The following is a 24,531-nucleotide window of genomic DNA, read 5'->3' as shown; positions in this document are numbered from 1 at the left end:
GAGGCTGCCTGGATCAACAGACCCTCTCAAGATCAAACGATCCCGGCACAGCAATAGAACGACCTACCTGCCTTGATCACGTTGACAGGTTCCGCTGGACGGCGACGGCTCCGCGTACGGCGTCGATGGCATCGTGCTGGACTGCCAGGCGACCACCGTGCCTCAGCTAGTGGAGTGGGCCCTCAAGGAGTCCGGTCTCGGTGCGCCGAAGCTGCACCGCAACGGCAAGGACTCCGACCCGCTGATCGTGCTCACCGCGTCCGCGGCCGTGAAGCTCGGGCTGCCAGAGCGCCTGGAGGGCCACGAGCAGCGCCGCTCCCTGCGCCTGCCCGAGGACCACCCCGTGGTCAAGCAGGACCTGGACCCGTGGCACGACCGGCTCAAGACGGCGTACGTCGACACCCTCGCCGACCTCGGCGTCACCCGGGACCTGGACGACCGCCAGTTCCTCGCCGCGATGGAGCGGCACAAGCAGGTCGACCCGGCCCTGACCGCCGTCCTCCGGACCTCTGGACTCAAGACCTCCTTGACCCTGAGCAGTACCAGACGCGAAGGCGCTCTTTACGCCCATTGGTCGGTGCACCCTCGGCCCTGGCGGGCCTCCGGTGTACCGACGGGGTCCGCAGGTGCTCGGGCGGCTGCAGACCGATAGAGGCGGTAGTGAACAGAGTGGCTGAAGCCGGTGGGACTGATGGAGGCATACATGGCGGGTGTTCCGTCCACTGCGACCGCGCCGTGGCGTGCTTTCGCTGGTTGAGGTTGGGGGATGCGAGCAGGGTTTTTGCCGACGGGAGTGAGCGGGCATCAGCTGAAGGCCCTGTCGGGAAGCACTGAGCCTCGCCTTGCACGACGGGTTTCCACAGCCCGAGGTGCTGTGGCGCTGTCCCGTCGACGGCCCGTCCTACCTGTTAAAGAGCGTGCAGACCTTAAAAGCACCATGACCTGCGAAAACGCGTGCTCGCTCAGGTTCTGACGATCTGGCAGCCAGTTCACAGCATCGTGCACTCAGTTCTTGAGACCAGGGCAGGCGGCTTGGGGGATCGCGGTGCCCATGCTCTGAGAACCGTGACTACGGCTGTAGGACCTGAGTAGATTGACGTCACGTACATCAGTAGGTGCCGTGACTGGGCGGACTGGTCCCAGCGACGGATTGACGAACAGGTCGATCGACACGCCCTGGAGGCGGGGTTCATCCACTCAGGGCTCATGTACGTTAAGTTCATCTGGTCGGCCCTCCGGGTCGCTGCTCATGCACATCACAGCAATGCCCAGTCAGGGGAGGGCCCGTTGGGAGCGGTACGCAGACTGGTCGATGCCGACACAGGCGAGGCCATTCCCTATGCGCCCTACGCCTTCTCCGGCGAGCACATCCAGGTCGACAAAGCCAGGGTCGAAGCGATCACCGAGAGCAAGGAATTCACCCCGAGCCAGAAGTACATGGTGTTGTGGTGGATTGGAGTCTCCCCACAGGGCATGGCACCGCTGAGAGCGACCGGTGCGGACATCGCCAAGAAGGTCGGCATGACCGCCGATGCCGTCGGCAAGATCAACCGGAAACTCCTCAAGCGGCGCATCCTGATCGAGCGCGGGCGCATCGGCAACTACAGGCTGTACCGCATCAGCCCGTACATCGCCTTTCACGGACCCGGGATCGAGCAGCGGGAAGCGATCAAGACGTGCAACCCGCCGGACATCCCCGGCTTCGACAACACCATCCCTTCGCTCTGGGAGGCCCAGTGAACAACGAGGACAAGCAGAAGCTCCTGGACGTCCTCCACCGCACTGCCGGCATGACTGCCAACCAGCGCCTGGTCGTCATGCTCTACGCGATGCACCCCACCGACCGCGGCGGCGCCGTCATCGAGACCGGTGCCAACCTCGCCAAGCTCGTCGGAATGTCTCCGACTGTCTTCTCTCGAACCCGGCGCCAGGTCATCGAGGCTGGCTGGCTCGAGGAAACCGACCGGCTCGCACACATCAGCTACTACCGGCTTAGCGCGAAAAGCACAGGCGAGGGTGTCGTCATCCCCCTGCGCCGTGCAACCTGAACGGCTCCGAGGACCAGATTTCATGTACGTGAGATCAATGAGTACCGCTCTCAGGGCCCGTGCTCATTGACCTCACGTACATGATGGTCGAGTAGGCAAGCTCAACACCGCTTCTGTGTGAACGCCTTCGCCAAGCGAGGGCGTTCACACAGAAGCGCTCGCAGCTGGGGCAGCGGGAGGCCTCCCGTGAACGGCTCTCGCCGCACTCGCGGGCGCAGTCGTCGCTGCCAGGCTGGCCGGCGGTCACATCTGGATGTCTGACCGGAAAACTCAACGGTCGGACGGGTACGGCGAGTTAGCCCTTCGGCGGTGACGGTCGGAGGGCTCTCGTGGTGCGGTGCGGGCGAGGTCAGGCGGTTGCCGGGGTGAGGGTGACGTCGTGGCCGAGGGCCTTGAGCTGGCGGACGAGTTTTCGGCTCTTGCGGTGGGGATCGAGGTTGCGGGTGTGGAAGTCGGCTCCGAGGTCGCGGTAACGGGCGGTCGGGTCGTTCATGAGGTGCCAGATGGACACCAGGATGGAGCGGGCTACAGCGACGAGGGCTTTCATGTGGCCGCGGCGTTTGACAATCCGGCGGTAGCGGGCGCCGAGGAAGGTGTCGGTCCGTGCGGCGGAGATCGCTGCTTCGCCGAGGGCGCCGCGGAGCCAGGGGTTGCCCTTGCCGGTGGGCCCGGAGGTGTTCTTGTTTCCGGACTGGAGGGTGCGTGGGGAGAGTTTCGCCCAGGACACGAGATGGCCGGCGGTGGGGAAGACCGACATGTCCAGGCCGATCTCGGCGAGGATGACCTGCGCGGTGCTGGGGCCGACGCCGGGGATCTCGTCGAGGCGCTCGGTGTCGGTGATCGGCATCAGGGTGCCCTGTCCGGGGCCTTCGCCGTCTTCGGCGGTGGACAGTTCGGCCAGGCGCACGGTGATACGGGCGGTGAGCTTGTCGATCTGCACGGTGAGGTAGTCGACGGTGTCCAGCAGCATCCGGCACATGAACCCGTGATGCTCCTCGAATCGGCCGGTCAGGGCCTCGGCCAGGGTGCTGTGGCCGGCCTTGATGGTGCCGTGGGCCAGGTCCGCCAGGGCCTTGGGGCTGCGTTCACCCGTGATCAGTGCCTCCAGCATCGCGCGTCCGGAGGCGCCGAAGACGTCGGCGATCACGGTGGACAGCTTGATCTGGGCGTCCTCGAGGAGTTTCTCGGTGCGCTGCTTGTGGCGGGTGCGCTCGTGCGTCATGACCGCCCGGGCCCGGGTCAGGTCGCGCAGTTCGCGGACTGGTTTCGGGGGCACGAAGGAGGGCCGGAGCATGCCGCGTTCGGTGAGTTTGGCCAGCCAGACCGCGTCCAGGCGGACGGTCTTGGGCCGGCCGGGGACGTTCTTGACGTCACGGGCGTTGACCAGCCAGCACTCCAGACCACGTGACTTCAGCAGAAAGAAGTACGGCTTCCAGTAGGTCGACGTGGCTTCCATGACCACTCGGTTGACGCCCTGGCAGATCAGGTGGTCAGCCAGGTCCAGGATCGCGCCGCTGGTCGCGACGGTGTTGAAGACCCGCTGCACGCGCTTGCCGGGCTTGTCCTCGTGTGGCACCCGCACGCAGACCATCCCGGAAGCCTTGGCGATATCGATCGCCGCGACACGGGCCACGAGCTCCTCGGCCTGCTCGATCTCCTCGGTGCCACCGCTGTCCTCGGTGTCCGTCATGCGCCACTCCCTGGTATCGATCCGTACGGGCCGACGCCTGCCCAAGGGGCCGCGGGGGAGAGAGAATCTGACCGGCGTGCTCGATGGCAACAATGCGTGGCCCCTCTGCGGCCCCGGCACCAGACTGACCTATGGGCTCAACGTCCCAACGAGCTACCGGCATCGGCGGGCAGGCGCCGCAGCCATGCTTTCACGCCGGCAAGGCGCACCCGAAGGGAACAGGGGGACTGACCTGTCAGATGGGTTGGCCCTGCGCAACGTGCGAAGTGAGCGCAGGGGCGTTGTCACGTTGTTGGGTGTGTGGGTGTCTGACGGTGTGTCGAGGTGTGGTGGGGCCGGGTGTCGGCCCTGGGCTCAGGCCGCGGCAGGCCGGCCGGTGACGCCGGTGATCTGCTCCCAGATGGTGAAGCGGACGGTCATTTCGGCACGGTGTCGGGTGCCGTTCATCAGGTGGCGGCGGGGCCGGAAGCGGGGGGAGATGCCGCTGAACGCGGACAGGAACCGCTGCGCGGCGCCCACGCTGCGGAAGCCATTCATCGCCCGTTCGCGTTGCCGGGTGGGCTGATGACTGTTCTCGGCCCGGTTGTTCAGGCCCTTGTGGGAACGGTGCTCGACGGAGGACATGACCTCGCGGTGGGCCGCGCCGTAGGAGCGGAGCTTGTCCGAGACGATCACCCGCGGCACCCCGCCCGTTTTTGTCAGCAGCGTGCGGAAGAAGCGCCGGGCCGCAGCCGTGTCCCGGCGGCTCTGCACCAGGATGTCCAGCACGTTGCCGTCCTGGTCGACAGCCCGCCACAGGTACTTCCTCTCACCGTTGATCTTGATGAAGACCTCGTCCAGATGCCACTTGTCGCCGGGCTGGGGCCGCCGGCGGCGCAGTCCGTTGGCGTACTGCTGACCGAACTTCAGGCACCCGCGGCGGACCGTCTCGTACGAGACGATCACGCCGCGCTCCAGCATCAGCTCCTCGACCTCACGGAAACTGAGCGGGAACCGGAAATACAGCCACACGCAGTGCGAGATCACCTCGACCGGATACCGGTGCCCCTTGCACGACGGCGACATGCCCTCCACGGACGACCCCCTCCACCGCGATCAGCCCGAGGATCCTCCCACCCCGTCAGCCAACGTGACAGCGCCCCCACAAGGGTCACGGCCTGCTGGCACCGAGGGCGGGCCTATCGAGATGTTGCGGAATCCCGGTCGCAGGGGCAGCTCATGCAGCGCCTTGGCGATCGCCTTCCAGGCTTGGCTGTCGATCAGCAGACCCTGGCGCCGCACCCACCGGGAGCCGGTTGGCGTAGAGGACGAGGCTGCCGATCAGGAGCAGGACGCTCACCGAGAGTAGGCCCACCGTCGTGCTTCCAGTGGCGTCCTTGAGGAAACCGATCAGGGTTGGGCTGATGAAGCCGCCAAGCAGGCCGATGCTGTTGATCAGCGCGACCCCGCCAGCCGCCGCCGTGCCCTTCAGATACCCCAACGGCATCGCCCAGAACACCGAGTACGCCGCCCACACGCACGCTGTCGCGACGATCACGGCGACCAGCGAAACCGCGAAGCTGCTGGCCGTGAAGGCGGCGACCGCGAGCGCGACGGCACTGATCAGCGCGGCGATCGAGCTGTGCAGGCGGCGCTCACCGGTGCGATCCGAGTGCCGTCCCAGCATGACCATCAGCACGATGGCGAACGCGTACGGCAGCGCCGAGTAGAGGCCGATCGAGACGGTGTCGGTGAGCCCGTTCTCCGTGAGGATGGTGGGCAGCCAGAAGCTCACCGCGTACATGCCGCTGATCAGGCAGAAGAACCCGACTGCCAGGGCGTAGACCCGAGGATCGCGCAGGACCTGCTGGAAGCTCTGCTTGCCCTTGTCCCGGTCCACCGCGAGATCGCGGCGGAGCAGCTCCTTCTCCTCGGGGCTGAGCCAATGCGCCTCGTCCGGCGTGTCGGCCAGCGTCTTCCACACGATGAACGCGAGCGCCACGCACGGCAGACCTTCCAGCAGGAACATCCACTGCCAACCGTGCAATCCGGCGACACCGTCGAAGTTGGTGATCAGCTCGGCGGACACCGGTCCGCCGAGCATCGAGCCGATCGGGCCGGGCAGCAACAGTAGCCCCATGGGGGCCGCCAGCCGCGCCGGCGGGTACCAGTAGGTGAGGTAGAAGATGATGCCGGGCGCGAAACCGGCTTCGAACACGCCGAGCAGGAAGCGCAGCACGTAGAAGGTCGTCGCATCGCCGACGAACATCATCGCCGCCGCGGTGAGTCCCCAGAGGGCCATGATGCGGACGATCGTCTTGCGGGTGCCGATCTTCTCCAGCAACAGGTTGCTGGGCACCTCGAATATCACGTAGCCGAGGAAGAAGATCCCAGCGGCCAGCCCGTAGGCCGACTCGCTGATCCCGATGTCCTGCTGCATGTGCAGCTTGGCGAACCCGATGTTGACCCGGTCCAGGAAGGAGAAGGTGTAGCAGAGGATGAGCAGCGGCAGGATTCGCTGGCTCACCCGGCGGTACAGGGCATCCCGCGCCACGGCAGTGTTGGTCATGCTTGCTCCCTCAGTTGCGGTGGCGACCGAAGATCGGTTCGCCGGGCAGGCAGTCAAGTTGGATCTGCTCGTCGCGGACCACGAAGGTGCCGCCCACGAGCACGTGCTCGATACCGGTGGACGGCCGCACCCGGGTGCCGGTGGCACCGCTGGCGATCGTGGCGGGATCGAACACCACGATGTCGGCGTCGGCACCGACCTGGATCCGGCCCTTGCGCTTCATCGCGGGTGCCGCGGTCTCCAGAATCTGCGCCGGCAGCAGGGTGCAGCGCCGGACGGCTTCGACGAGCGGCAGCACGCCCAGTTCGCGGACCAGCCAGCCGAACGTGCGCGCGTAGCAGCCGACGCTGCGCGGGTGCGTGTAGACGTCGTCGGCGACCGGCCAGGTTTCGCCGACTTGCCCCACCAGCGGCACAGCGTCCGAGGCGATCGCAGTGTCGGCGAACAGCAATGAGCGCTGCAACGTCGTCAGATCCGCTGGGTCCGACTCGTCGAGCCAGTCGTAGAGGATCAGTGCCCCGGGATCTCGCTCCCGCAGCTCCGCCAGTCGCGCCGCGTCCGCGACACGCTCTCCGGTGGACAGGCAAAGGATGTTCTTCGGCACCATGCCGAGCCGGTGCAGCTGCTCGGGCGCGAGGAATGCCGCCCCGATCACTGTGGACGCCGAACCGTAGGGGTATGCCTCCGTCGTGACGTGCAGGCCGTAGCCCCTGGCCCGCTCCACGGCTCCGGCGATGCCGTCGATCATCCGGTTCGACGTGCTGTTTATGTGGCACATGTGCATGTGCGCCCCGGTGCCGGCAGCCGCAGCGATCACTTCCAGAGCGCCCTCCAACGAGGTTCCCGGTTCCTCCGTGGAGATGAAGCGGGTGTGCGTGTACGTAGGCACGTCCAAGCGTGCGGCCAGCGAGGCGACCGCGAAGTACTCGTCGCGTCCGGAGTCGGGCGCGTACCCGACCAGCACCCCGATGCCGAGCGCGCCGTCGTGGACCTGCTCCTCCAGCAGGTCTAGCAGCTGCGCCAGGTCGCGCGCACTGGCCGGGCGGCGCCAGTTCGGCGCGCCCTGGTACTTCGAGAACATGTCGAACGACCCACCCAGCTCCACGTCGTCGAACAGCCGCATCCGGGCCAGTGCCCAGGCCGCCGAGTACCCGAAGTTGATCGGCCGTCCTTCCGCGGTAGCCTCCGCGTAGGCGGTACTAACCGGCAGCGCGCCCGCTTCCAGTTCCAGTGCCGTGGTGACGCCGTCGAGGGCCTGCATGCGCAGCCCGGTCACCGTCTGCGCATGGCTGTGCATGTCGATGAAACCCGGTGCCAGCACGCGGTTCGAGACGTCGACGACCGTGTCGCCGGCCAGGCGATCCGTGGTCACCGCCGCGATCCGGTTGCCGCTGATGCCGATGTTGCGCACCTCATCGAGACCGGTTTCCGGGTCGATCACCCGCGCGCCAGCCAAGACCAGGTTGAAGTGTTGCACGTCACTCACCATGCGAAGCAGCGTCGGGGAAACTCGTCACAGCAACCGCAGAACGATGGATATCTGCGTCAGAACCGGCTTGGATGTTGGAAAACGACTCCACCATCCATCCGGCCGTCAACCGCGAGGAGGTCACCGGTGCTGGACGAAGTCGATCTCGAACTGGTGGACGCCCTCCAGATCAACCCGCGAGCGAGCTGGACCGCGCTGGCCGAAGTCCTGGAGCTGGCGCCGATCACGCTGGCCCGGCGCTGGCAGCGGCTCACCGACGCGGGCGCCGCCTGGATCACCGTGGCATTGGGCGACAGTCTGTTCATGGGGACGGTCGTCGAATTCGCCTGCGCACCGGGCACCGCGAAGCAGGTCGCCGAGCGGCTCGCCGAACTACCGCACGTGTTCACCGTCGGGGTGACGACCGGCGAGTACCAGGTCTTCGCCCTCATCCTGGCCCCGACGCTGGGTGCGATCACGAATGTGCTGCTGAACACGCTGCCGCTGCCGGAGCAGGTCACCAACGTCCGCAGCCACGTCTTCGGCAGCATCTTCGGTGGCATCCTCTGGCGGCTCGGCGTGATGAACCGCAGCCAGGCCCAACAGGTCCGCGAGGCTGTCGGGCCGCCGCCTCGGAAGATCCAGCCGTTCGGCGCCGCCGACCGGGCCCTGTTCCTGGCGCTCGGGCACGACGGCCGCCGCAGCTACGCGAGCCTGGCAGCCGAGCTGAACACCTCGCCGCAGGCCACCAAGCGTCGCCTGGACCGGCTGTACCGGCACGGCGACATCGCGTTCCGGTGCGACGTGGCCCGGCCGCTCGCGGGCTGGCACGCCTTGGCGCTGTTGTGGCTGACCGTGCCCGACACCACGGTGCAGAGCATCGGCAAGGCGCTGGGCGGCTGGCTGGAAACCCGGTTCTGCGCGGCCGTGACCAGCCCGACGAACCTGGCCCTGATCGTGGGCCTGCGGTCCCTGAACCACCTGAACGACCTGCTGATCCGGATCGCCCGCGAACACCCCGACGCCAAGGTGGTGGACCGCAGGCTAGTCCTGCAGATGACCAAGGTCCACGGCCGCATCCTCGACGACCAGGGCCGAAGTACCCGAGTCGTACCGGTGGACCCCTGGGCAGCCTTGCAGGAGGGCAGCCGGAATACGCCGGTGCCGTAGGCCGTCTACGGTGGCCATCTGAGACTCGCGGTCTCCTCTGGAGAGTCACCCGTTCGTGGGCTCTTCTGATGATTCGCGGCGGGGTGCCCGGATGGCTTCTTCCCTGGTCATACGCTTGTGATGTCTGCGACTGGTGCGGCCGTGCGTGCTCCGTACGGGTGAGCGGCCGGGATCATGCGGCGCATGGCTTCGGTGGAACGTACCGCGGTTCAAGCGCACGATCTCCTCCCGCGAGTTGCACGAGGCGTTCACCCCAGGCACGGGCCCTGACCCCGGGTTTTGGACACCGGAGAGACTTGGATCTTGATGGTCCAGGAGAACGGAGTCCCTGTGGGGATGAAGCACTACCCCGCCGAGTTCAAGGCGGACGCGGTCGCGCTGTACCGGTCGCGTCCGGGAGCGACGATCAAGTCGGTCGCCACCGTCCTCGGGGTGAACACCGAGACGCTGCGGAGCTGGATCAGGGCCGCTGACCGACGTCGGTCCGGTGCTCACTCCACGCCCGCGGCGCCGCAGCCTGGTGGTGACGCGGTTCAGGCGGAGCTGGAGGCCGCGCGGAAGAGGATCCGCGAGTTGGAGGAGGAGCGGGACATCCTCCGCAAGGCGGCCCGGTATTTCGCGGGGGATTGGCGATCGGCTCGACGCCGCCGAAGCGGTCCCGGTGCTCGTCGATGAACGCTACGAGCGCGTGTGTGGCCGGTCGGTGAAAGTCGGCCCGGGGCGCGCTGCCGGCCTTTCGACCGGCCCGTTTCCCCGGACCGCTTCCCGAACCCGGCGGGCACCTCTCAATGCACCGGGCTCCCCACAATCCCCGAAACGGGCTGCGTGTTGGACATCCTCATCCCGCGATAGGCCAGGGAGCCGGAATAATCGAACCTCGATATCGGTAGCGGGTCGTTCCTACCTTCTCGGGGTCGAACAGCTCTCTGTCTTCACTGGCGGGCCACCAACCGCTGCCGCAATAGCGGTGGCGGAGTTCCTTCCAAGTGGACCGGCGGTGTTTGCGCCGCATCCAACGCCATACCGTCCGCCACGTGTAGTGGCTCAGATAGGCGAAGGTCACGGAGGAAACCCCGGGCCGGAAGTAAGTACACCAGCCCCGCAACGCCATATTCAGCTGACGCAGCAGGTCATCCAACGGCTGGTTCACTTCGACCTCTCGGCACAGCGTCTTGACTTTCCGCTTCACGGCCTGAACAGCCTTCTTCGCGGGGTAGGTGTAGACGTAGTGCTGCCTGGTCCCTCTCTTGCGGTGGCGCTGGATGTGCCACCCGAGAAAGTCCAGGCCCTCATCGATATGGGTAATCAGCGTCTTCTCCGGTGACAGGCGCAAGCCCATCGTGGACAAGACCTCAGCGATTTCCTCGCGCAGGACCTCGGCATCAGCTTTCGAGCCGAAGACCATCAGGCACCAGTCGTCCGCGTACCTAATAAGGCGGTAGTTGGGCAGACCATGGCGGTGCCGTCTGGCGCGGTCCACCTTCCCAGCACTCGGGCCTCCCGGAGCCTGGGCTATGTACTCGTCCAGGACGGAAAGCGCCACGTTGCTGAGCAGAGGCGAGAGAATCGACCCTTGTGGGGTTCCGGCGGTGGTTTCCCGCAGCAGGCGGTCCTCTCCGAGGACGCCCGCCTTGAGGAAAGCCTTTACCAGTTCCAGGACGAGTTTGTCACCGACTCGATGCCGCAACCGGTCCATCAGGGCCGGATGCGAGATTTCGTCGAAACAGGCCGTGATGTCTCCCTCGACGATCCACTCATAATTGCGTGGCCGCGAAGAGAGATAGCGCACCTCACACCACGTTATGGGCCCGACGATTCGGGCGGAACCCGTAGGAACACGGGAGGAAATCCGCCTCGAAAATTGGCTCCAGCACCAGTTTCAAGGATGCCTGGACCACCCGGTCAGTGAGGTCTTCTCGGCAACCTGTCGGTTGCGTTGAGTAACGAGCTTGCGTGGCCTGGACGGTGACCTGACGTCAGACACGCGTGAAGCCCCTGGTAGGAACGACTCTGCGAAGATCACGTTCCGTACAGCAACCAGAGGCTCCACGTGCCCTCCAGTTTCACCTACACCGCTGTCCTCGATGTCAGCAGGGCGACCGCCGAGCACCTCGCCCGGCTCCTGCAGGAGCACCGCGAGCGCGTCGGGACCCGCAAGGCCACCCGGGCCCTGGGCGCCTTCCGCCAGGCGGTCCTGGTCCTGCGGTGGTTCATCGACGGCACCCGCATGTCCCAACTCGCCCGCGACAACGCCATATCGCTGCCCACGTCCTACCGCTACCCGCACGAGGGACTGACTGTGCTCGCCGACCACGCCCCGGACCTGTCCACCGCGCTGGAGCGAGCCGCGGCAGCCGGCTACACCCATCTCAACCTCGACGGCACGGTTATCCGCACCGACCGCGTCGCCGCCCCCGGCCCCAACGGCGCCGATCTTTGGTGGTCAGGGAAGCACAAGCACCACGGCGGCGACGTGCAGGTCATCTCCGCCCCGGACGGCTGGCCACTCCGGGTCTCCCCGGTCCGGCCCGGCCGCGAGCACGACACCACCTGCGCCCGCACCCACGGGCTCATCGACGCGCTCAACCGGCTCGCCACCGCCCTGGACATGCCCACCCTGACCGACCTGGGCTACGAGAACGCCGGCCCCGGCTTCCGCCACCCGGTCAAGAAACCCCAGGGCGGCGAACTCGCCGAGCACCAGTAGGCGTTCAACAAGGTCATCCGAGGCATCCACGGCGTCGCCGAACGCGCCAACGCCCTGCTCAAGGTCACTTTCAAGGCCCTGCGCCGGGTCAGCCTGGACCCCGTCGCCATCACCCGCATCGCCCGCGCCGCCCTCGTCCTGCTCCAGATCGAACACGGACGCACCACCTGAAACGAAGATCACGAACCGTCACGAGACGTTACCGAGAAGGGTTCAGTAACGGTCGCGATCCCCAGGCGACGGAGCTTTCCGCCCGCCTTTGGGATCACGCGCTCCCGTACCGGTAACGGGCGGAAACTACGGTCCTTCAACTGCGACCGCAGTCCGTCGAGAAAATCCCCAACGCCCTGCCCGGCCTCAACCGAACGGGCCGTTCGCCCGTCCACTCCAGCCGTACGGGCACCCTTGTTACCCCTCATCCATCCCAGGCCACCAGAAGGAAACAGGGATCGGCAACGAGACTTAAAGGGCTCTCCTGTCGCTTCCGTGGGTGCAGTTATGCGGTTTGACGGCCTGGTAGGTGAGGGCGGTGGCCGCCGAGGCTGAGCATGGCGAGCGCGATCAGGGCGTCTGGGTTCTTGAAGCCGAAGGCCATGCGGGTGATCAGTCGGATCTTGGTGTTCATGCTCTCGACGAGGCCGTTGCTCAGCCCGTGTTCTGCGGCGGCGGTGATGGCGTCCCAGTGCTTGACGATGGACCGCTGTAGTTTGACGAAGGACTCCAGGCGGGACCGGCGGGCCCACAGCACCCAGTCCCACAATGCCTCGGCGGTGTCGAGGCCGGACTTCAGCGCGAGCCGTAGGCCCTCCTTGAGCGGGTAGGCGCGGTGCAGGACCGGATGGGCCTTCGCGATGAACTCCAGTTGCGCGCGCTGGTGTTCGGTCAGGTTGTCCGGGTTCTTCCACAGCGCCCAGCGGGCCTTCTACAGCGACTTCGAGCCCGGGGTGGCGCGGCCCTTGCCGCCGCGCTCGGCGTTCCACACCCCGCGGCGCACGGTGTCGAGCGCGTCGGTGGCCCAGGCGACCACGTGGAACGGATCCATCACCCGCACCGCCTGCGGGCAGCGCTCGGCGACCACGGCGGCGATCCAGTCGGCCGCGTCCGCACTGACGTGCGTGATTCTCGTCGAGCGGTGCTCGCCGAGCAGGTCGAAGAAGCCCCGCAGTGTCTCCTTGTCACGGCCCGGCGCGGCCCACACGAGTCGGCCGCTGTCGTGGTCCACCACCACGGTCAGGTACTTGTGGTGCCGCTTGTAGGAGATCTCGTCGATGCCGATCCTGCGCAGGCCCGCCAGCAGGTCCACGCACTGCTCGACGTCCGCCCACACCCGGGCGCGGATGCCGCCCACCGTGCGCCAGCCGATCCTCAGCAACTGGGTGACCGTGGTCTTGGAGCAGTGCGTGGCCAGCCAGGCCACGGTGTCGTCGAAGGCCAGGGTGTGCCCGGCCCCGTGGCGGGCCCAGGGCACGTGGGCGGCGACCACGCCGTGCTCGGGACAGGACACCCGCGGAGCGTCGGCCTCGATGAACGCCCGGACCGAGCCCAGGTCCAGCGCCCGCCAGCGCCGGCGGCCCTCACAGTTGTCGAACCGGGCGCACCGGCGCTCGCAGACCCCGCATCGCTGCCGCCGACCCCGCGCCGGGCGGGCATGGGCCACGATCACCACGTCCTCGGGGCCGGCCTCCGGGCCGGCGCCCTCCTCAGCCTCGACCGACTCGACCACCGTCTGTTCGACTCCGAGCAACCGAGACCATATCCTTGCAGATCGCACGCCGTATCCAGGTTCTTCCGTTTCGTACCTTCGCAAGTCGAAACGTAGCCGGGGTACGGCGTGTTCTGCATATCAGCCCTGGTCAGCGACCCACGGATCCGACAGGAGAGCCCTATAAAGGTCGTCGAACCTGCGATGAGCTGGTCAAACGAGCACGAGGCCCGACTCGACGCCTTCCGCTGGCTGTCCCGCTACAACACCCGACGCCGGCATTCTCACCTCGGACAACGATCCCCGATCGCTTACGAGAACACCTTCCACCCAACAGCAACTACCCTGACCCGAGCCGCATAGACGTGTTCAAGATCCGGGGTCAAGGCCCGCCGGGCGCGGTCGCCGCTGACAAGACATCCCACGCGGATAAGCGTCAAGCTGCGGCGGTGGCTTCCGTGGACGGTCGTTGCCGAGTGAGCCGGAACTCGAGCATCGCCGCAAAGCGTTCGTCGGGATCATTCAGGTTCAGTTGCGCGATTTCTGCCGCTCGGCGAAGGCGGTATCGGAATGTGTTGGGGTGTACATCCATGGCCGCAGATGCGTTCAGGGTGTTGCCGAGGTGGTCGAGCCATTGGGCCACGGTTTCCGCCATCGTGGTTCCGTGTTCTCGATCGTGGTGATGCAGCCGGGCGATGGGGCCGTCCAGCAGTCCGCCCTCATTGTGCAGTTGGTCACCGATCTCCAGCAAGAGTGCGTTTAGTTGGACGTCGGCGAACACCGCGACTCGGCCGGCTGGTTCCTGGCGCAGGACACGTAGGGTTCTGTCCGCATCGTGCCGCGAGCGAGCGAGGTTGGCCGGACCGGATGACGAGCCGTCGCGACCGATACCGATCGCCACTCCTCCAGATCTGTCCCGTGCACGGTCGAGGAAATCGTTCGAAACCCGCTGGGCCATGGCCGTGACGTTTTCTTTTCCTTTCCGGATCGGCGCCGGCAGGATCGCATAACACACGTCGCCGACCAATGCGGCAACCGCGCCGGGTGCCGCGACCGACAGGTGAAATGCGAAGGAGTCGGTGATCCGTTCCAAGGTCTGCCGTCGCGTTTGCCCGGAGACGGCAGTGTCGGCCGAGTTCCCATTCGGAAGGGACAGGCCGAGCACCGTCACGGTCCGGTGCGCCAGTCCAAGACGCTCGATCGCGCCCGACGCCGGGGCGCCTCCCGTCAATGCGGTTGCGATGAGGTCCGCGCGAACCTGCCGGTCGATGTCTACACCGATACGGTGCCGCAGCAGCTGCAGCGCAACGACTTTCGCGGCATCGACGAGTACTTGCTCCTTCTCGTTGCTCAGGGGCCCAGGGACAGCCCCCCAGATCGAGCCGAGCACTTGGTCACCTGCTCGTACGGCTATCGCCACGCGCGGAAGACCTGGCACTCCTTCGATCTGCGGTGTGTCGATGAAGATCGGTTTCTCGCCGGCGTAGAGCCGTTTGAAGACGCCCGCTCGTTCCTGCGCGAGGCGGGCGTGCTGGGGAACGACGCGTCCGAGAATCGTCTCGATCCGTGTTTGATCAGCCTCGTTCTGGCGATCGGAGAACGCCAGAATCTGTGAGTCGCGATCTTCGATGGTGATCGGCGCGTCGAGCAGTGATCCGATCGCGTTGGCCAGGGCGAACGAGTCTTCCGCGGGCATTCCGGCCAGCAGTTCCTCGCCGCTCGCACTGCTGGAGAGCAGCGAGCGGAGCAGGACGACCAACTGTGCCCACGTTGCTCCGCCGGCGAGGCCGAGCAGGACCACACCGCTGCGTCCGATGCGAGCACGCAGCTCCGGCTCGAGATCCAGCGGCGCACGTACCACGAGGGCGGGCGCCTGGCGTGTGACCGCACGATCGAGCAAGGCCGGCAGATCTCGGACATCGGCGGCGGTACACAGAAGCATGGCCCCGGGGCGAACCGGTACCTGTTCCCGCGGATCGTCGACGACGACGTCGGTGATCAACGTCGTTCCGTCGACGGTCCCCGCAAGAACCTCCAGCAGAGTGCCGGCGAGGTTGCTCACGACGTTGTCGAGCCTGGCTCCAGGGCTGGTCATGATGGCACCCTTCGTTTTTGCTTCCTGCTGCACCCAACGGTACGTCGTTCGTGAATCCGCACCACACCTCGGTCGTGATTGGTGCGGCCGCACGATGCACGTTGTGGTGACGCGTAGCACGCTGGTGCACATCGACGCCCCACCCCCGAAAGCAGGCAGTGTTTACATGTTCGCGACACCATCCACCACCGGTGCATCCGGCGACGCGCGGTGCGCTGTCTCCGCGTCGTCCATGTCGTCATGGGCGGAAAGCCTCGCCGAGCTCGGGTTCGAACTGCCGTCGACGGCCACGCCGATCGGCGTCTATGTTCCGGCGGTGCGGACCGGTGATCTGGTGTACACCTCTGGCCAGTTGCCGTTGGTGCGAGGATCGATCGAACGACCGGGAAAGGTCGGCCGCGAGGTTTCGATGATGGACGCGTCGAGGGCAGCGGGAATCTGCACTCTGAATGCACTTGCTGCGATCGATGCCCTCGTCGGCCTCGACTCGGTCGTACGGGTCGTGAAGGTGACCGGGTTCGTCGCTTCCGCCGACGACTTCGCCGGCCAGCCCGACGTCGTCAACGGCGCCTCGAATCTGCTCGCGAGCGTTTTCGGTGATGCTGGTACACACGCGCGCTCGGCTGTCGGCGTCGCCGAACTGCCACTGAACGCCCCCGTCGAAGTCGAACTCATCGTTGAGGTTGCCTGACCCCCGACACCCAGCCGGACCCGACCGAGCGACGCCCGGCACGGTCTGCCACGACTGTCCTCGCCGACCCAAAACGCCTGTATCCAAACACTGACCGCGAACAAGGACACATCGTGACAGTCGACAGCTCCCCCGAAGGGGCGAACGAGGACGGCCTCGCGCAAGGACTCAACAAACGACACATCCGCATGATCGCGATCGGTGGCGCCATCGGAGGCTCTTCCTCGGATCCGGGAAAGGCATCTCCTACGCCGGGCCGGCCGTGATCGGCGTCTACGCGGTCACCGGCGTGTTCATCTTCATCATCATGCGTGCCCTCGGCGAGCTGCTGATGTACCGGCCCGTCGCGGGGAGCTTCGCCGAGTATGCGCGCGAGTTCTTGGGCCCTGCATACGGTTTCGTCACCGGCTGGGGTTACTGGATCACCTGGACCATCATCGGTATGGCCGAGCTCACCGCAGCCGGGGTCTTCGTCAAGTTCTGGTTCCCGTCGATGCCGCAATACCTCACGGCACTGATCGCGCTGCTCGCACTCGTCGGATTGAACCTCGCCAAGGTCGGATTCTTCGGGGAGACCGAATTCTGGTTCGCATCGATCAAGGTCGTCACCATCCTTGGCCTAATCGGTGGCGGCATCTTCGCACTGGTCTGCAACGTCGGCAAAGCCGGCCAGGCAGGCGGGATCGAGAACCTCTGGAATCATGGAGGCATCACCCCGCACGGACTGCTCGCGGTCCTTCTGGCCTTCCAGATCGTGGTCTTCTCCTACCAGGGCGTCGAACTCATCGGCATGACCGCAGCCGAGACCAAGGACCGGGAGTCCGTGATACCGAAGGCGATCAACTCCGTGCCCTGGCGTATCGGGATCTTCTACGTCGGCACCCTGATCGTGCTGATGTCACTGTTCCCTTGGGATCAGTTCAGCGCGGACGAGAGCCCCTTCGTCAAGAGCTTCTCGCACATTGGGCTTCCCGCGGCCGCCGGCGTCATGAACTTCGTCGTCCTTGCCTCCGCTCTGTCGGCGTGCAGCGCCGGGCTGTACAGCAACGGGCGCCTGCTCAAGAAGCTCGCCGAGGACGGGCTCGCACCCAAGGTGTTCGAGAAGACCAGCCGTGGTCACGTGTTTGCGGCCGCCATCATCGCCTCCGGCACTCTGATGCTCGTCGGCGTCGCGGTCAACGCGATCGTCCCGGAGAAGGCGTTCTCGTACATCTCGTCGGTCGCCACCCTCGGAGGAATCTGGAGCTGGGGTGTCATCGTCGTCTGCCACCTCGTCTACCGGCGTCGCGTCGAACGCGGTGAGGCACCCGCGAGTACGTTCCGGCTCCCTTACGCCAAGGCCCTGTGCTGGGCCACCCTCGCCTTCCTCACAGCTCTGACGATTCTCCTCGCGTTCGACGAGGGCCAGCGCATCGCCTTGTACGCCCTGCCGGTCTGGGCAGCGGTTCTCATCGGCGGCTACCGGATGTCGTCGCGAAACGCCGCCCGCAAGGAGCGCGTCCCGGCCCGGGCACCGAGCGCGCTGTGAGCCCTGAGTCCATCCACTTGCGCTGACGCCCTGCCGAGCAGCCACCTGAAGGAACAGCCGTGATTCCCGCCGCATACCCCCAGCTGCGTCTCGACGCCGCCGCCCTCGATCGCAACATCCGCGTCATGGCCGACTGGTGCAAGACCCATGACGTCGCGCTTGCTCCCCACGTCAAGACTACGATGTCCGCTCCCATCATCGAACGACAGATCGCGGCCGGCGCCGTCGGCGTCACCGTTGCCACCGTCGACCAGGTCGCGACCGTGCTCGGCTGGGGACACAACACCGTCCTCATCGCGAACCAGATCGTCGATCCATTCGGACTGGCGCGACTTCGGGCCTGGCTCGCCGCCGAGCCGGAACGGAAGATCCGGTGCTTCGTCGACTCCGCGGCCGGGATCGCCGCAGCGAAACAGGTGTTCGGCGCACACGGCCCCGCTCTCGAGGTGCTTTTGGACATCGGCACCCCGGGCGGCCGCACCGGTATCCGCGACCCGGAGCAGGCCCGCCGCACAGCGGAGCTCGTCCGAGCGGCTCCCGGACTCCGGCTCGTGGGAGTCGCCGGGTACGAAGGCGTCGCCCCGAACACAAGGACCGACGAAACGCTTGCGGCCGTGGACGAACACTGCCGCCGGGTCCGCGACGTCTACCTCGACGTCGCCGGACTCTTCGAGACCGACCGCCCCGTGTACTCGATGGGCGGATCGGCCTTTCCTGACCGTGTCGTCGACTTCCTGCCGACGGACGACGACGTTCCGGGCACAATCCGGTTGCTCAGGTCCGGTTGCTATGTCACGCACGATCACGGCGTCTACGCCCGCGTGAGCCCGATTCCCGGCCTCGTCCCAGCCCTGGCCGTGCGTGCGGTCGTCGTGTCCGCCGCCGAGGACGGCACCGCCGTGGTCGGAGCCGGGAAGCGCGACCTTCCCTACGACACCGAGACGCCGATCCTTCTGTCCGCCAGCACGGCGGCCGGACAGGACAAGTCCGATGTCCGCGGACGTGTGCGCGCGCTGTACGACCACCACACCGTGCTCTCCGACACATGGAATCTTGAGGCGACGGATGTCGTCGAGTTCGGGATCTCGCACCCGTGCTCGGCATTTGACCGGTGGCCCGAGTACCTCATCACCAACGACGACGGTGATGTGATCGACGTCTGGCGTACCGACTTCCGCCGATCGTCGATCGCCACAGCGCTCAGCGAGTCGGTGAGAAGAACAGAGGCAGCTCATGCGCGGTGATGTGGTGGCGCCACTGATGGTCATGCGGGGGTGCGGAGATGACGGCGAAGCGGTCGTCACAGGTGAACAGATTCAGCGCGACGTTGGGGAAGACGCGGGCGCGTTCACCGAGGGTGACGCAGGCCTGGATGGCGTCCCGGCCCAGCGGGTCACGCAGTACCTGAGCGCCGTAGACGACTGAGTACGCGACGCCGCGCGTGAGTGCCTCCCGACAGCCGGGCGCCACGCTCGGGGGCACTCCGCCGCGGCCGGGGGAGCCGATGACAGAGCGCGGACCTGATGCACCGCCTCGTCATGGACGCGCCGGGCAAGCGCTTTACGGGCCTGCTCCGCCCCGACGATCTCGATGTATGCGGGGTTTTCGGCGTGGTGGTCGCGCCAGACCTGGGAGAGTTCGTCGGCACTGTCGCGCAGAGTGCCGAGTTCTTTGGCGCGGATCTCCGTGAGGGCGTCGAGCGCGGCGCGCGGAGGGCGGGCGATGAGCCGCTCGCCGTCCGGTTCCACCAGGCCCAGGCCCGTCAGTTCGCCGGCTGCCGCGCCGACGGCGTCCGGGGTCACGCGCAGGATGCTCGCCAGCGCGGCCGGCGTTGTCGGGCCGCGCTGGACGAGCGTGAGGTAGGTGTCCTCAGCGATCACAGTGAGTCCGATGGCCCGAAGTGGGTGCATATTCAAATCATTACACATGTATACGATGCATCCCATGGCGATAATGCCCACGTGATGACGACCGTCGGGTAGCGCCTGCCCGGAGTGACGATTCACCAGGTGAGAGACGGTCACATCAAGTGTTCCCGTTGGCACATGGAGTGCGTCAGGTTTCTGCCGTGCCGGATTTGGACAGTGCAGACGGCTGTCTCAGGGAGCGATTCTCCGCGCACTCTTGCCAACGGCACAGCCGACCGCCTATTCCGCCCCGCAAGGCAAACATGCGCGTCGGCTCCGGCATACATAAGGAGTTCCTTGTGAAGAAGACGCTCTCCTGGGCCGTCACCGCTGCGATTGCGGCCACCTGCGCCTTCGGTGCTGCCCTGCCGGCGGCGGCCGCGGACGACACGGCGGCCAGCGCCGCCACCGCCGCGTCCTCCGGCTCCGGGATCGACACCTCCTTGCTCGACCCGCATCAGAAGGAGCTCGTCGACAAGATCCTGGCTTCCTTGCCGGCCGACTGGAAGGAGCGCGCCGACGCCACCGCCGCCGAGTTCGGCATCGCCCACGAGTTCAGCCACCACGTGCAGTACGAGGACAACCTCTTCGACAACACCACGCTCACCGGGCCGGAGGCCACCCGCCGCACCGAGCTGATGGCGGACGCGTTCGGCACGTACTTCCTCACCCACTCGCGCGGCGAGGCCCTCAACACCAAGCGGGTGCTGGACTCCGAGAAGTCCTTCTACGAGGTCGGCGACTGCTACTTCAAGAGCTCCGGCCACCACGGCACGCCCAACCAGCGCCTCGCGGCCTCCTCGTGGGGCGCGAGCGTGGCCAATAACGCCGCCAACCAGGGCCACATCCTGCCCTCGCTGAAGCTCGACGAGCTGTTCGAGGCGAAGCTGCCGGACATCGTGAAGCCGGACGCGACGAACTGAGGACGTCACCCCGGGTGCGCGGTCATGGGGCCGCGCACCAACCGTCCCATGGCCGCGCACCCGGGCCGCCGGCGGGCGTGTTCGCCGAGTAGCCGAGGGGTGAAAATCCCCTCGGCTACTCGGCGGGGAACTTCTGTTCGAGACCCATACGCCCAGCTTCACGATCACCGGCTCCGTCTCGCCGGTGACCGCGATCGTCTCGCTGTGTCCCCTTGGGTGCGATCTCTCGGTTTGGTGTCAGTGGATGGCGTGTCAGTGGTGGGTTCCCGTGGTGTTGTCCGGACGCGCTGGTCAGCGAACTGGGAATTGGCCTTGCCGCAGGTGTTGCCACTGTCATGAGATGAGAGATCAGGGGTGCACTGGGCGGTATACGCGCAGGTTGTGTACTGACACGAAGGTGAGAGATCGCAGCGTGACTTGCGGCAGTTCCAAGAATGGCCCCTCGGTTGAGGGGCCATTCGTCGTCCTCTCAAACGCGTGCCGTTGACGGAACTGTGGCCTTCTCGGTTTCCTCCGCGGCGAGTACCACGAATCCGGCCCACACGCTCGTCGCCGTGCGTGTCGGCCCCGCTTGATCGGCACCCGTCCCCTCGATTGCATGCTTGGGGCGATCCCGAGCGGTGGAAGGAGCGCTTCGATCGCGGCGCCGATGCGGAATACGCTCGCCTCGTTGAGCGGTGCGCCGACGATCTGCACACTCGTGGGTACCCCGCACGCCGCTCGCCCGCTCGGTAGGGCCAGCACCGGACAGCGGTTGGCGGTGTTGAACGGCATGGTCATGTGGGCGGCCATGTAGTTGTCGTAGTGGGTGCCGTTGAGGGTGATGCCGTCGAGGAAGTTCCCGTCGGCGGGAAGCATCGCGCAGGCGGAGGTCGGCGTGATGAGCGTGTCCGCCCCCGCGAGCAGTCTCGAGATCTCGGCCTGCATCGCGAGATCCATCCTGATCGAGTCGAACAACGATGATGCTTCGCGCGCTCGCGCGGTTATGTCGACGAACCGCTGCGCATAGGGCGAGAGCGAATCGAGGTCGCCGTTCACCGCGTCGGAGAGGGCGTTGCCCATGATCTGCCCGAAGTGGGTGAAGCAGGTCGTGAGCACCTGCTCGACGTCCCACTGTGCGCGTACCTCGATGATGTCCGCTCCGGCGGCAGCGAGCGCTTCGATGACGTTGCGGGTATTCGCGGCGACGTCGGGGTCGACCGGGAACCCGCCCAATGTCGGTTCGAAGGCGATGCGGAGGCCGCGTAGATCGGTCTTCGGGCTGGAGGCGATGTCGATGAGCTTGCGCGAGTTCTGCGGCCCCCATGAGGTGTGGTCGCTCGCGTGCTGGCCGGACATCACGGAGGCCAGGAGCGCGGTGTCGAGCACTGTTCGCGCCATCGGCCCGTCACCCCGGTACCAGTCGGCAGAGAGAGGAGCGGCGCCGGGGACGCGGCCGTAGGGGGCTTTGTACCCGACGACGCCGCAGAATCCGGCCGGGATCCGTGTTGATCCGCCGATGTCCGATGCAGTGGCGAGGGTGGTGAGGCCCGCCGCGAGTGCGGCTCCGGCTCCGCCGGACGAGCCGCCGGGTCCGGCCGCGGTGTTCCACGGATTGCGGGTCACGCCCCAGAGCTTTGAGTGTGTCACCGACGCGCAGGAGAACTCCGGGGTCGTCGTCCGGGCGTGCACGATGCCGCCCGCGGCGCGGATGCGCTCGATGATCGGCATGTCGGAATCGGCGCGGATGCCGGTCTGCGCGATCAGGCCCTGTGTGACCGGTTTGCCGGCGATGGCGTGCTTCTCCTTGGTTGCGACTGCGAGGCCGAGTAGGGGCGGCGTCGGTGCTCCCTCGCTGCGGGCCTGCGCGTATCGGTCGTCGGCTTGGCGGGCCTGCTGTATCGACGCCTTGCGATACTCGTGCGACAGCGCGTTGATGCCTCCGTCCTGGGGACGGTTGACTAGATCGACTTGCTCCCAGTGTGCGGCGAGGACGTCGCTGGGTGAGAACTCGCCGGAACGGAAGCCGTCGAGTGCTTCGACGGCGGTGAGGAACTCGAGCCGCGTCGTCGAGGGGTGCGTGGGTGTGTGCATGGTGGTCTCCTCCGTCAAGGGGTCGTTCTGCTGTTGGGTTCTGCATTGTGAGTGGGTTGCGTGGTGTCAGTGGGTTGGGTGTCACCGAGTTTGTTGCGGGCTGATAGCGCGTTGAGCTGGTCTTTTCCGGCTCGTTTTGAGTGGATCTCGGCTGTCATGGGGTGACTAAATCGCTGTCGTCATCCGCTAGTTCGGCCTAGCACACTTGGTATCCGGCTGACGTGAGGATGCACATTCCTGTGCTCACAGGGTGGGCGCCGGGTGTGCTGGTGGGTATGACTGCTCAGCCGTTGTCCATGGCCGTAAGCCCGGGGGTGAACCCGGGCCCGGCGCGTGTTGCCGCGCGGGCGATGTCGCTCGCTTCTCCTGAACGGGACCGGGCGTTGGCTCGCCAGGTGGTGGTGCGTCGTCTGCTCGCTCTGGACGAGGCAGGCAGCTTGGAGACGGTGCACGTGTGGATCGCTGCCGATAGGGCCGGGGTGTCCTTGCGGACTGTGTGGCGCTGGCTGGCGGTAGCGCGGGACACGGGGCAGGTGGTGGCGGAGCCGCGGCGGCGTGTGGCGTTCGCGTTCACCGACGAGTTGTGGGCCCGTCTGTCGGACCTGGGCGGGAACGTCAAGGCGCTGCATCGCTGGATGGAGGAGCATACCGGCGAGGTGGCGCCTTCGCTGGAAACAGGTGTGCTGCCGTCGCTGACGACCTTGTATCACGCAGTGCACTGTGAGCAGCGGACGGGCCGGGTGCTGGCAATCTCCCGGCCCGCCCATGCCCACAGAATCCCGGAACGCTATGACCGTGCCTTGGCCGAGCTTGCGCTGCCGGGCACGGTCGATGAGAACGGCCGGTCTACTGCGCCCGCCGCTGAGAACGGGGCCGGTGAACCCGACGGCGCGCCCGATCAGGCAAGCCCGCCGCCGCTCGGTCACGGGGTGCGCTTGTACGTGCCGGGTGCGCACGTGGTCTCCACCCGGCAGCTTGGCGAGGTTACCGAAGCACTCGCGCACACCGTTGCCGCTCGGGGTGCGCTGTGCGTGTACGGGGACACCGGGCACGGCAAGACAGTTGCCCTGCGCCAGGCCTTGCGCAGGCTGCCGCGCCGTGTTCCGGTGCGCCATGCACTGGTGGCGGTGAAACCGGCCCTGCCGCAGCTGCGTGCTGCGCTGCTCACCGCCTACGGCCTCTCCGCGCCGTCGCTGACGAACCGGACCGAGGCCGCCGACCGTGCGCTCCTGGGCGCGCTGCAACAACCGGGCGTGCTGGTCATCGACGACGTCCAGCGCATCGCTGCCCCTGAACTGGACTATCTGCGCCTGCTCGTCGACGCCCCGAGGACACAGACGTCCCTGGTGCTGTGCGGGGCCGGGGCGGAGCGCACCCTGGTGCGTGCTCCCGCGCTGGCTTCCCGCATCCTCACCTGGCAGCACACACCACGCCTCGAAGCCGCCCAAGTCCCCGGTGTGCTGCGCATGTTCCACCCGCTATGGGACACCGTCACGGACGCCGACATGCGGCAGGCGGACGAGACGTGCGCACACGGCAACTTCCGTACCTGGGCGAAGGTCACCTCGCACGTCTACGCGGCCCTGGACCGCCGCTCCGGAACCGCAGCGGACCGCGCGCTGCTGACCTGGGCCTGCGCCCGCCTGGGCCCCAACCCCTGATCCCGACTCACCTGACCATCGCCCCCCGTGCGCAGGCCAGGAAGGACCCTGATTGAACGCGAGCAGCCCAGATGAAGAGACTCCATCGAGCCACCGCTTCCGGCCGAGCCCGTTCTCGACGCGGTGTCGCTGACTGCCCTGCGCAAGCCTGCGGTGCGCCGCCTGCTCGACCTGCGCGCCCAACGCCACCTCACCCGCACCCATGTGTCCACGACCGCGCAGTGCCTGACTGGCTGTTGCTCATTCGGCCGTGATGCTTGACGGTCGAACGGGGGTGCCAGCCGGGTCCACCTTCGAATGATCATTTAGCGGTCCGCGCA

At 66.7% G+C, this 24,531-nt stretch carries 18 protein-coding genes and 4 pseudogenes; 13 read left to right on the top strand and 9 right to left on the bottom strand.

Annotated elements, in window-relative coordinates:
- Positions 1-94: 94 nt before the first annotated feature.
- From ABZ826_RS35455 to ABZ826_RS35445, 3 genes and pseudogenes are all read left to right on the top strand, one after another.
- Positions 95-355 (top strand): annotated as a pseudogene (locus ABZ826_RS35455) (transcriptional regulator); the annotation flags it as partial.
- 932 nt (positions 356-1,287) lie between these two features.
- The gene (locus ABZ826_RS35450) at positions 1,288-1,740 is read left to right on the top strand and encodes a MarR family transcriptional regulator (protein WP_266773455.1); all 453 of its coding nucleotides are present in this window, start codon (positions 1,288-1,290) and stop codon (positions 1,738-1,740) included.
- Positions 1,737-2,048, top strand: a complete 312-nt coding sequence (locus ABZ826_RS35445) for a replication initiation protein, RepL2 (RefSeq protein ID WP_361458021.1) — start codon at positions 1,737-1,739, stop codon at positions 2,046-2,048. The genes ABZ826_RS35450 and ABZ826_RS35445 overlap by 4 nt, the downstream gene beginning before the upstream one ends.
- Positions 2,049-2,397: 349 nt before the next feature.
- Here the strand turns inward: ABZ826_RS35445 and ABZ826_RS35440 are convergent, their stop codons facing one another.
- The 4 genes from ABZ826_RS35440 to ABZ826_RS35425 form a co-directional block, all read right to left on the bottom strand.
- Positions 2,398-3,738: an IS110 family transposase gene (locus ABZ826_RS35440; protein WP_361458018.1), complete on the bottom strand. Its 1,341-nt coding sequence runs from the start codon at positions 3,736-3,738 to the stop codon at positions 2,398-2,400.
- Positions 3,739-4,092: 354 nt separating this feature from the next.
- A complete protein-coding gene (locus tag ABZ826_RS35435; protein WP_361458027.1) occupies positions 4,093-4,803 on the bottom strand; it encodes an IS6 family transposase in 711 nt (236 codons plus the stop codon).
- Between the two features lie 151 nt (positions 4,804-4,954).
- The gene (locus ABZ826_RS35430; RefSeq protein ID WP_361458015.1) at positions 4,955-6,343 is read right to left on the bottom strand and encodes an MFS transporter; all 1,389 of its coding nucleotides are present in this window, start codon (positions 6,341-6,343) and stop codon (positions 4,955-4,957) included.
- Positions 6,297-7,775, bottom strand: coding sequence for an amidohydrolase family protein (locus tag ABZ826_RS35425; protein WP_361458012.1), 1,479 nt, complete (start codon positions 7,773-7,775; stop codon positions 6,297-6,299). Before ABZ826_RS35425 ends, ABZ826_RS35430 begins: the two co-directional genes overlap by 47 nt.
- A 126-nt stretch (positions 7,776-7,901) precedes the next feature.
- Here ABZ826_RS35425 and ABZ826_RS35420 point away from each other — a divergent pair, with 126 nt between their 5' ends.
- Positions 7,902-8,924 (top strand): Lrp/AsnC family transcriptional regulator, encoded by a 1,023-nt coding sequence (locus ABZ826_RS35420; RefSeq protein WP_361458009.1) that lies wholly within the window; start codon positions 7,902-7,904, stop codon positions 8,922-8,924.
- A gap of 336 nt (positions 8,925-9,260) precedes the next feature.
- Positions 9,261-9,599: a transposase gene (locus ABZ826_RS35415; RefSeq protein WP_361458006.1), complete on the top strand. Its 339-nt coding sequence runs from the start codon at positions 9,261-9,263 to the stop codon at positions 9,597-9,599.
- 163 nt (positions 9,600-9,762) lie between these two features.
- Here ABZ826_RS35415 and ABZ826_RS35410 read toward each other — a convergent pair whose 3' ends face one another.
- Complete coding sequence (locus tag ABZ826_RS35410) at positions 9,763-10,713, bottom strand: reverse transcriptase domain-containing protein (protein ID WP_361458003.1); 951 nt, start codon at positions 10,711-10,713, stop codon at positions 9,763-9,765.
- Between the two features lie 261 nt (positions 10,714-10,974).
- Here ABZ826_RS35410 and ABZ826_RS35405 point away from each other — a divergent pair.
- A pseudogene (locus ABZ826_RS35405) lies at positions 10,975-11,802 on the top strand (transposase family protein).
- Between the two features lie 325 nt (positions 11,803-12,127).
- Here ABZ826_RS35405 and ABZ826_RS35400 read toward each other — a convergent pair.
- Positions 12,128-13,402 (bottom strand): annotated as a pseudogene (locus tag ABZ826_RS35400) (ISL3 family transposase).
- A 141-nt stretch (positions 13,403-13,543) separates the two neighbouring features.
- Here ABZ826_RS35400 and ABZ826_RS35395 point away from each other — a divergent pair.
- Positions 13,544-13,696, top strand: a pseudogene (locus ABZ826_RS35395) (IS3 family transposase); the annotation flags it as partial.
- Positions 13,697-13,769: 73 nt separating this feature from the next.
- Here ABZ826_RS35395 and ABZ826_RS35390 read toward each other — a convergent pair.
- Entirely contained in the window at positions 13,770-15,461 is a 1,692-nt protein-coding gene (locus ABZ826_RS35390) for a helix-turn-helix domain-containing protein (RefSeq protein ID WP_361458000.1), read from the bottom strand.
- Between the two features lie 199 nt (positions 15,462-15,660).
- Here ABZ826_RS35390 and ABZ826_RS35385 point away from each other — a divergent pair, with 199 nt between their 5' ends.
- The 3 genes from ABZ826_RS35385 to ABZ826_RS35375 all read left to right on the top strand — a co-directional run bounded on the left by ABZ826_RS35385 (position 15,661) and on the right by ABZ826_RS35375 (position 18,891).
- The gene (locus ABZ826_RS35385; protein WP_361458024.1) at positions 15,661-16,119 is read left to right on the top strand and encodes a RidA family protein; all 459 of its coding nucleotides are present in this window, start codon (positions 15,661-15,663) and stop codon (positions 16,117-16,119) included.
- A gap of 262 nt (positions 16,120-16,381) precedes the next feature.
- Positions 16,382-17,647 (top strand): amino acid permease, encoded by a 1,266-nt coding sequence (locus ABZ826_RS35380; protein ID WP_361457997.1) that lies wholly within the window; start codon positions 16,382-16,384, stop codon positions 17,645-17,647.
- Positions 17,648-17,706: 59 nt separating this feature from the next.
- Positions 17,707-18,891 carry an alanine racemase gene (locus ABZ826_RS35375; protein ID WP_361457994.1) on the top strand — a complete coding sequence of 395 codons (1,185 nt, stop codon included), beginning with the start codon at positions 17,707-17,709 and terminating at the stop codon, positions 18,889-18,891.
- Here ABZ826_RS35375 and ABZ826_RS35370 read toward each other — a convergent pair.
- On the bottom strand, positions 18,848-19,117 hold the full coding sequence (locus tag ABZ826_RS35370) for a hypothetical protein (protein WP_361457991.1): 270 nt from the start codon (positions 19,115-19,117) through the stop codon (positions 18,848-18,850). The two genes, ABZ826_RS35375 and ABZ826_RS35370, sit on opposite strands and share 44 nt — an antisense overlap.
- 53 nt (positions 19,118-19,170) lie before the next feature.
- On the opposite strand from ABZ826_RS35370, the gene ABZ826_RS35365 reads away from it, so the two are divergent.
- Together ABZ826_RS35365 and ABZ826_RS35360 are read left to right on the top strand one after the other, a co-directional pair.
- Positions 19,171-19,629 carry a hypothetical protein gene (locus ABZ826_RS35365; protein WP_361457988.1) on the top strand — a complete coding sequence of 153 codons (459 nt, stop codon included), beginning with the start codon at positions 19,171-19,173 and terminating at the stop codon, positions 19,627-19,629.
- 224 nt (positions 19,630-19,853) lie between these two features.
- Positions 19,854-20,477, top strand: a complete 624-nt coding sequence (locus ABZ826_RS35360) for a hypothetical protein (RefSeq protein WP_361457985.1) — start codon at positions 19,854-19,856, stop codon at positions 20,475-20,477.
- A gap of 348 nt (positions 20,478-20,825) precedes the next feature.
- Here the strand turns inward: ABZ826_RS35360 and ABZ826_RS35355 are convergent, their stop codons facing one another.
- The gene (locus tag ABZ826_RS35355; RefSeq protein WP_361457982.1) at positions 20,826-22,568 is read right to left on the bottom strand and encodes an amidase; all 1,743 of its coding nucleotides are present in this window, start codon (positions 22,566-22,568) and stop codon (positions 20,826-20,828) included.
- 296 nt (positions 22,569-22,864) lie between these two features.
- On the opposite strand from ABZ826_RS35355, the gene ABZ826_RS35350 reads away from it, so the two are divergent.
- A complete protein-coding gene (locus ABZ826_RS35350; RefSeq protein ID WP_361457979.1) occupies positions 22,865-24,211 on the top strand; it encodes an ATP-binding protein in 1,347 nt (448 codons plus the stop codon).
- Positions 24,212-24,531: the final 320 nt, after the last annotated feature.

The sequence above is a fragment of the Streptomyces sp. NPDC047515 genome (assembly GCF_040643055.1).
In the GTDB taxonomy this organism is placed as follows: Bacteria; Actinomycetota; Actinomycetes; order Streptomycetales; family Streptomycetaceae; genus Streptomyces.
This window is presented reverse-complemented; position numbering and strand designations above follow the sequence as displayed.

What these genes read in the sequence shown, in the direction of transcription:
- ABZ826_RS35425 (WP_361458012.1), bottom strand. Translation starts at nt 7,775, where the DNA reads ATGGTGAGTGACGTGCAACACTTCAACCTGGTCTTGGCTGGCGCGCGG.
- ABZ826_RS35440 (WP_361458018.1), bottom strand. Translation starts at nt 3,738, where the DNA reads ATGACGGACACCGAGGACAGCGGTGGCACCGAGGAGATCGAGCAGGCC.
- ABZ826_RS35415 (WP_361458006.1), top strand. Translation starts at nt 9,261, where the DNA reads ATGAAGCACTACCCCGCCGAGTTCAAGGCGGACGCGGTCGCGCTGTAC.
- ABZ826_RS35365 (WP_361457988.1), top strand. Translation starts at nt 19,171, where the DNA reads ATGCACCGCCTCGTCATGGACGCGCCGGGCAAGCGCTTTACGGGCCTG.
- ABZ826_RS35435 (WP_361458027.1), bottom strand. Translation starts at nt 4,803, where the DNA reads ATGTCGCCGTCGTGCAAGGGGCACCGGTATCCGGTCGAGGTGATCTCG.
- ABZ826_RS35385 (WP_361458024.1), top strand. Translation starts at nt 15,661, where the DNA reads ATGTCGTCATGGGCGGAAAGCCTCGCCGAGCTCGGGTTCGAACTGCCG.